The 8,151-nt window shown below is 68.7% G+C and carries 6 protein-coding genes; 4 read left to right on the top strand and 2 right to left on the bottom strand.

Features of this window, described 5'->3' with window-relative positions; all coding sequences use genetic code 11:
• The coding region (locus VGC47_14220; GenBank protein ID HEX9856464.1) for an AfsR/SARP family transcriptional regulator at positions 1-1,340 on the bottom strand (1,340 nt) is incomplete at its 3' end.
• Between the two features lie 127 nt (positions 1,341-1,467).
• Between VGC47_14220 and VGC47_14215 the strand changes: the two genes are divergently transcribed.
• Positions 1,468-2,124, top strand: coding sequence for a hypothetical protein (locus VGC47_14215; GenBank protein ID HEX9856463.1), 657 nt, complete (start codon positions 1,468-1,470; stop codon positions 2,122-2,124).
• Positions 2,125-2,400: 276 nt separating this feature from the next.
• On the opposite strand, the gene VGC47_14210 is transcribed toward VGC47_14215, so the two are convergent.
• Positions 2,401-5,040 (bottom strand): hypothetical protein, encoded by a 2,640-nt coding sequence (locus VGC47_14210; GenBank protein ID HEX9856462.1) that lies wholly within the window; start codon positions 5,038-5,040, stop codon positions 2,401-2,403.
• Between the two features lie 316 nt (positions 5,041-5,356).
• On the opposite strand from VGC47_14210, the gene VGC47_14205 reads away from it, so the two are divergent.
• The 3 genes from VGC47_14205 to sthA are packed head-to-tail and all read left to right on the top strand — an operon-like array spanning position 5,357 to position 7,665.
• Positions 5,357-5,701, top strand: a complete 345-nt coding sequence (locus VGC47_14205; GenBank protein ID HEX9856461.1) for a helix-turn-helix transcriptional regulator — start codon at positions 5,357-5,359, stop codon at positions 5,699-5,701.
• A gap of 1 nt (position 5,702) precedes the next feature.
• Positions 5,703-6,215: a hypothetical protein gene (locus VGC47_14200; GenBank protein ID HEX9856460.1), complete on the top strand. Its 513-nt coding sequence runs from the start codon at positions 5,703-5,705 to the stop codon at positions 6,213-6,215.
• Between the two features lie 49 nt (positions 6,216-6,264).
• The gene (gene sthA / locus VGC47_14195; GenBank protein ID HEX9856459.1) at positions 6,265-7,665 is read left to right on the top strand and encodes a Si-specific NAD(P)(+) transhydrogenase; all 1,401 of its coding nucleotides are present in this window, start codon (positions 6,265-6,267) and stop codon (positions 7,663-7,665) included.
• The last annotated feature ends 486 nt before the right edge of the window (positions 7,666-8,151 follow it).

The raw sequence follows: 8,151 nt of genomic DNA, 5'->3' as shown, positions 1-8,151 counted from the left end.
TGTCCGATGAGCAGCGGCGGGAACGTCGCCGGGAGGCCCTCGACAACGAGCTGATGCACTGGTTGCGGCTGGGAGAGTCCGGCGACGTCGTGCTCGCCGAGGCTGCGCACCACGAGGCCCGGCGTCCCGGACTCCGTGATGTCGCGGTTCGCTTCGACGGACAAGAGCACCTGGCCGGTGTGCGCCACCGCGGCGATGGCCGCAGCCCGGCTGATCGGTGGTCCCGACACCGAACCGTCGGGCGCAACCTCGACGTCGCCGGCGGCGATCGCCATCCGAAGCCCCGGGGTCGTCGCCGCCAGGGCGACCTGGCTCGCCGCAGCCGCCTGGGCCGCGCTCGACGCATCCGCGAACCACGCATACATGGCAGAGCCGCGCTGGGCGAACACACGGCCGAGGTTGCGGGTCACGGCATCGTCGAACGCCGCCGACTGCTCCGACACGATGCGGTGCCGGGCCTTGGTCGCCAGCGACTCGAGGGCGGTCGTGTCGGCGACGTCGGCGACGAGGACCGACCCGCCGGTGACCGCCGGCGTCGGCTCGAACGCCAGCTCCGGGTCCTGGTCGAGGATCCGCTGCTCCAACGTCCGCAGCTCCGGTGAGGGATCGAGGCCGAGCTCGTCGCCGAGCATCCGGCGAGTCCGGTCGTAGGCCCGCAGCGCCTCCGCCTGACGGCCCGACCGATACAGGGCCAGCATGTGCTGGCCGCGGAAGCGCTCCCGCAACGGATGCTCGACCGTGAGGGCCTCGACCTCTGCGATGAGCTGGCGATGCCGGCCGGAGGCCAGGTCGGCGTCGATCCGCATCTCGATGGCGCGTAGCCGCAGCTCGTCGAGCCGGATGATCTCGGGCGTCAACGCCCCATAGTCGTCGACGTCGGCGAACGGGTGGCCCCGCCACAACGCCAGCGCCCGGCGCAGCTCGTCGCCGGCGTGCTCTGGATCGTCGTCGCCGGCAGCCGCCTCGACCGCGTCGGCGAACTGAACGGCGTCGATCTCCTGGCCTGCGGGTCTGAGGAGGTATCCGGACCGGTCCGGCTCGATGACGCCACCGAGATCGCCTCGCAGATTCGACACGTAGGTCTGGATGGAGCGGCGCGCCCCTGCCGGGGGTTCATCCCCGTAGACGCCGTCGATGAGCTCGTCGGTCGAGACCGTGCGACCGGCCGCGGCGATCAGCAGCGCCAGCACCGTGCGCTGCTTCGGTCCGCCGACCGGTAGGCGCTCGCCCTCGCCGGAACTCACCGCGATGGGACCGAGCACACCAAAGCGCATACCCAGAATGTACCGGGCTGGGAGGTCCCCCTGCAGGGACGCATCGGAGGCAACGAGCCGCTCCATGGCCGGCATCGTCCCGGCGCCGCGTCAAGAAGTTGTCAAAGCCGGCCGGGACACCTCCTTGACGTCGTTGACACGGCCGTGACGCGTCCGAAGCCGTCGCCTGACAGGCGTTTCGGACGGTGCATGCATGAAGAACGCACGCACCATCTGGGCCCTGTCCATGCTCCTCACCGCGGTCGGCGGCGGTGGCGCGACGACCGATGCGGGCACGGTGCTCGCTGCGGTCGCCGAGACGGCGTCCACGTCATCGCGGGTGACGGTCGAGGCCTGGGAGGCGGACTATCCGGCGACGACTGAGGTCGACGGGGCAACCGTGTACGCCCAGACACTGGGGCAGATCGCCACCGTCGAACGGGCACTGGGACTGCTCCGCACGGCTGGGATGGCGCTGCCTCATGTCGAGGTGTGGATGCACCCCGACGACAACGGCTGCACCGCCGGCAACGGCGACCTGCGGGCCGGAGTCCTCATGATCCGCAACGGCCGTTACGTCATCCATCTGTGCGGCAACCTGTTCACGCTGCTGCACGAGCTGGCGCACGCCTGGGACCGCCACACCGTCACCGATTCCCAGCGAGCCGCCTTCTTGGCGTTGCGCGAGTTGGACGCGTGGAGCACGAGCCCAGACGACTGGGCGAACGCCGGCGGCGAACACCTCGCCGACGTCGTGGCATGGGGACTGCACCCCGACCACGTGCGGCCCAGCCGCACCAAGCCCAACGACGACGCCAGCCTCCATCAGGCATACGTCGTCGCCACCGGACGCCAACCGCTGGACGGGTAGGTGGGCGAAGCGGGGGTATCGCGCCGACGGGGATCCCGTAGGAAGCCGCCGGGACGCAGCCAGGCGCGCGACGGGTCGAGCTGGGTCGGGGGTGCCAGGTTCGAGCTGGCCAGCCGTGCATGCCGACATCGCCGGGCATCCGCACTCGTTGCCGCCCTCGTCGTCGCACTGGAACGGCGTGCCGTCGAGGTGCTCCCCTTCGAGATCGAACGCGTGCAGTCGATGCTGCAGTCCCCGACATGGAGGGGTCGCCCTCCCGATCACGCCGCAGCCCCGTCAGCGGGCACCGATGCCTCCCGTGCGCCGCGGTCTCCCGGTGGCGACACCGACGACCTCGATCGCTGCCGTGGCCGAGTTCCCCGCGGCGTCGGTCGCCGTTGCCTCGATCACGTAGCGCTGCGTCCCCCTGCCGTGTGGCTCGAACACGAACGTCCACGTGTCCTCGTCGACTGGTGAGCCCGGAACCGGAACTCCGTCAACTTCGAACGTCACCGCCGACACCCCGGCCAGCGCATCGGCTGCGTCAACGACGACGTCGGCCCAGCCCACCACGGTCGTCTCGGTGCCCCGGCCGCGGCGCCGCAGCTCGCCGTTCTCGGTGAGCGAACCCGGCTCCGGCTCTCTCACCTCGACTCTCGGCGGTGTCCTGTCCACCAGCCAGGTGAACGACGCCGGCGTGAGGTCGCGCAGCAGCTCCCGGTCGACCGCTCGCGTCTCGAACGTGTGCTGCCCTTCGGCGAGAGGCCCGAGCGTCGATATCCCGGCACAGGCTGCGAACGGTGCCCCGTCGAGGCGGCACTCGAGCGTCGTGAAGGGGTTGTCCGCCTCGTACGTGAAGACCGCGACCGGCAGGTTCGTGATCGCCGGCGGCGTGATCGTCATCGCCGTGTCGGGACGCACCCGCCACACGGCGGCGAACGACGCCTCCCCGCCCTCGTCGTAGCCCGTCGCGTAACGGGTGAAGCGGCCGGCACCGAGGTTGAGGTTGTACGCAGTCTGGTACTCGTTGAACGCCTTGCCGTGCTCGGCGGCCCAGTTCCCGCCGATCGGGTCGACGAACACGCCCGTGAGGTGCGGTCCGCTCGACGTGTCGAACCCGTGGACATAGATCGGGACCCGCCCGGCGACCTCGTTGGCGTTGAACAGGTCCTGATAGTCGGCGACCGGGACCGAGTCGACGGTCCACCCCGCGACCGGGACCGCTTCGAGGAGCCCGGTCCACTGCAGGTTCCCGCCCACCGCAACGGTCGAGATGTTGACCGGTACGAACCCCTTGGCGCTCAGGTCGTCGAGCGAATCGGCGTACTCGGCATCTGTCAGCCCGTGGAAGGCGGTCCATGCCGGCCCCGGCCGCTGCTCGAAGATGGCGGCGTACCGAACAGCCCCATTGTCGAGGTAGGAGTCGACCTGATGGAGGCGGTAGCCGTCGTCTTGGAGATCGTGGAACACCGCGTCGTACTCGGGCTCCGTCAGACCGTGGAACGCCGCCGACGATGGCCCCGCTGAACGGAACGTGGCGTTGAAGAACGTGTCCCCGTCGACGTCGTACCCGTCGGCGAACACCGGCCGATAGCCGCGCGAGGTGATGAGATTGAAGACGTCCTGGTAGCAGTCGGCGGGGACGCCGTGGACGCTGACCTCGGGCAATCCCTCATCCGGCACGTCGAGCCCGCACGGGTTCGGAATGAGCATGCTGTGGCGGTGCAACGCCATGCCATGCAGCGGCTGCAGCACCGGATTCGGCCCCAGGTTGTTGATGAGGTTCTCGTCGGCGAGCGCCCGGATGTTGAGGAACTGGATGGGAGGCCCCAACACCGGATCCGTGCCCGGCAAGTGGTTGATCTCGAGGTGGAGGTGGGGCTCGGACGTGCGCCCCGTGTTCCCGACCCGCCCGAGGAATTGTCCGGTTTCGACCGGGATGGTCAGCCCTCCTTGCGGCAGCTCGTCGGGAAAGAGACCGGGACCCGGAACGATCGGGGTGGGACACAACGATTCCGGAATGGTGTCGTGCTGCAAGTGGGCATAGAGGACGCGGTCGTTCCCGTACTGGATGTACAGGGCGTTGCCGGCCCCGAAGTAGAACTCGTTCTCCTCGAAGGGGGCAGGCGGCTCGTCCGGCTCACCGCGGTAGCAGCGGACCACGACGCCGTCGCCCATCGAGTAGAGCGGCTTGTCCCACACGCGGAAGTCCTCGTTTGCGGCGGTGCTCGATCCTTCGAGCCGCGTCCAGATCGAGCCGTTCCATCCGACGACACCCATGTCGAGCGCGTAGCGGTCCCACAGGTCGGACGGGTTGATCTTTCCATTCACTCCACCGCCGGCGTCGAAAGCGTGTCGCGTCGACCACCACCAGCGCTCCGTCGGGTCGAGATCGTCCACCTTGGCCGGGAAGAAGAAGGCACCGAGGGGGACCGTGTTGTCCCTGAAGGCGAGGTCGAAGCGCAGCGTCAACGGCGCGGGATCGGTGCCGAGGTAGATGTCGATCTGCACTGCCTTCGGCAGAGGTGTCGACAGGTCTCGGCTGAGGCCGTCGTGGATGGAAACGTAGTCTTCGGCGCCTCCCCCGATCAACCAGTTCCGCTCGACGTTGGGCGTCTCGGGGTCCTGGTCGTCGTCCTCGAACCACTTCGGGACATACGACCACGAGCCGATCGACGATCCGGGATAGGTGAACGTCACGCCCGTGACGTCGACCGGGACGCGCGCCGAGTTCTTCAAGTACACGTCCGCCTTGAGCTGGAACGTCGGCGGGTCGAGCGGGTTGTTCGATGCCGTGCGCGCCACGAGGAGTGTCGTCCCATCAGAGGGGGTGATCCACGAGAACGTGATCGACGGCGGGACGGCTCGCGATGGTGCCGCCGTCAGCACCGAGAAGAGCACGAGCAGCGCTCCGACCAGGCTTCCGGCGGGAAGCAACCGCGATCGTTCTCGCTGATTGGGTGATCTGGCGAGATCAGTCATCGTCGGAACCGACCCTGCTGCACTGCTCGTGATACCGACATGGTGAGCTCCTCCCCCTTCGTACTCGCTACGCGATCGCAACCGTACGAATCGGGGCCGGGTGCGTGAACCGTGGAGACCGAAGCTGCTCAAGTGCGGTTGGCACGAAGCACGACCATCGACGAGGGCCGCAGATCGCGCCGATGGGGTCAAACCAGCTCGAGCTCACAAACGAGGGTTGCTTACAAACAAAAGAATGTATACATACGTTTGTTTGTAGTACCGTGTCGTCGTGGGAAAGTACGACCCTGCCCCGACGGTTGCCGCCGGACTGCTCCGTATAGCGCGCGACCGCGCCTCGATGACGCAGGCGGATCTCGCCGCCGCCGCCGAGGTCACCCAGCAGGCGATCTCGGCTTACGAGACGGGCCGGCGCGATCCGACGTTGCCAACGCTGATGCGGCTCCTCCGAGCCGCCGGCTTCGATCTGCGCCTCCGACTCGAGCCAGTCGACGACCACGACGAGGCGCTCGCTGCATACCTCGATACGCTGCCCGCATCCCTGCGAGTCGAGCTGGAGACAGCTCGATCCGATCGAGCGGCGCAGGCGCGGCTGCGCCGCGTGAAGGGACGTTGACGTGCCGACCGCGGACGTCGACGTGGCCGCGTTGCTCGACGCACTCGAGCGCAACGCGGTCGAGTACGTCGTCATCGGAGGTTTCGCCGCGGAGCTGCATGACGTCGCGATTCCACCGACGCGTGACGTTGACATCACTCCGGCACCCTCCGAGGTGAACCTCGAACGCCTCGTCGCCGCCCTCGGCGAGCTCGCTGCCCGCCTGCGAGTCGTCGACGGGCCTCCGGGTGGGATCGAGGTCCCGGGCGGAATCACGCCTAAGTGGTTCGAGTCGCTCGTCATGATGTCGCTCGTGACCAGCGCGGGCCCGCTCGACATCTCGATGGTTCCGGACGGGACCCTCGGATACGTCGAACTCGTCGAGGGCCAGGTGGTTCGCGAGTATCAGGGCCGCCGAGTGCCCGTCGCCGGACTCGCCGACGTGATCCGTTCGAAGGAAGCGGCGGGACGCGCCAAGGATCTGCTGGTCCTTCCGGCTCTCCGAGCTCATCAGCGCAGCTCGTCCGATGCATGACAGCAAGCGCACCCTGTCGCACGATCGGGCGTATCGCTAGCGTTCGGCCATGCCTGACTTCGAGATGATCGTCATCGGGTCCGGTCCTGCCGGCGAGAAGGCCGCCGCGCAGGCGGCTTACTTCGGGCATCGCGTCGCGCTGGTCGAGCGCGACGAGGTGCCCGGCGGGGTGCCGGTGCACACCGGCGGCATCCCGTCCAAGACGTTGCGAGAAGCCGCCAACTACCTCACCGGGTTCCGCATGCGCGACGTCTACGGCCTCGGGCTCGGCCTCACCCCTGACATCCTGCTCGAGCGGCTGCGCACCAGGGAGTCCGAGGTCGAGGCGAGGATGACCGAGACCGTGCAGCGCAACCTGGAGCGCCACCACATCGAGCTCATCCACGGCGAGGCGACGCTCGGCAAGGGCCATACCGTCGACGTGGTCGCGCCGGACGGGTCGACGCGCACCCTCAGTACGGACGTGATCCTCGTCGCAACGGGATCGAGCCCCCTGCGGCCCAAGGCAATCCCGTTCGACGACCCGGACGTGCACGACTCCAGCTCGATCCTCACCCTCGAGCGGATCCCCGAGAGCCTCGTCGTCATCGGCGGAGGCCCCGTCGGCTCCGAGTACGCCTCGATCTTCACGGCGCTCGGCGCCAAGGTCTCGCTCGTCGACGCCTCCGACCGCCTCATCCCGTTTCTCGACCCCGAGATCTCCTCGCTGCTGCGCGATGCGTTCGTCGCCATGGGCATGGACGTCCATCTCGGCTCCGCCGGCGCCGCCATCGAACGCAGGAACGGCACCCTCCATGTCGACCTGGGCACGGGAGCGACGGCGACTCCCGACATGGTGCTCTTTGCGGCGGGCCGAGTCGGCAACACCTCCGGCCTCGGCCTCGAGGACGCAGGCGTGCAGCTCGACGACCGTGGCCGGATCATCGTCGACGAGCACTTCGAGACGACGGCCCCGCGCATCTACGCGGCAGGAGACGTCATCGGACCGCCGGCGCTGGCGTCCGTCAGCGCCGAGCAGGGACGGGTGGCCGCCTGCCACGCCTTCAACATCCCGTTCAAGGAGGTCGTCGACCCCCTGCCGCCATACGGGATCTACTCCATCCCCGAGATCGGGATGATCGGCATGACGGAGCCGGCAGCCGAGGCGGCCGGGATCGACCACGCCGTCGGGCGGGCTCGCTTCGTCGACAACCCGAAGAGCCGCATCGCAGGCACGACCACCGGGCTCATCAAGCTCGTCGTCGCCCGCGAGGATCACCGGCTCCTCGGCGTACACATCATCGGCGACGAAGCCGCAGAGCTCATCCACCACGCCCAACCGGTGATGCACAGCGGCGATCCGTTCGACCGATTCATCGACTTCACGTACAACATTCCCACCCGTACCGAGGCCTACAAATACGCCGCCTACGACACCCTCCAAAACCTCGCCAGCATGGCCGACGCCTAGAGGAAGGCCGAGGGCGTTCTGTCTGCTGTTGGTGGGTGGGTAGCAGTTTGGGGAGGCACCAGCTCCTCATACGCAATCCCCCGGCGTGAGCCGGGGGATCGGCGAGCGTCCCGCCAGGGACCGAGCCGAGGGGGCCCAAACAAACCACCGTCCGCAACCACCCCCTCGACTCGGCCTTCGGCGCTCGTCGGTCCCCCGCAAAGCGGGAGACAGCGTAAGGAGGTGCTCGTCCGTGAGGCAGGTGGCCCCCAGCGCCCGAGCAGCACACGCCGCCCCCGGCCGGCTCGGCTTCATACGCAATCCCCCGGTCCCCGGGGGATCGGCGAGCGTCCCGCCAGGGACCGAGCCGAGGAGGCTCCGCCGCGGCCACCCTCCACGCAATCCCCCGGTCCCCGGGGGATCGGCGCGCGTCCCGCCAGGGACCGAGCCGAGGGGGGCCAACCGCCACACCACCCGCCGCTTCCCCATCGGCCTGGGGTCGGCGGT

The sequence above is a fragment of the Acidimicrobiia bacterium genome (assembly GCA_036396535.1).
Lineage (GTDB): Bacteria > Actinomycetota > Acidimicrobiia > Spongiisociales > UBA5794 > DASWKR01.
This window is presented reverse-complemented; position numbering and strand designations above follow the sequence as displayed.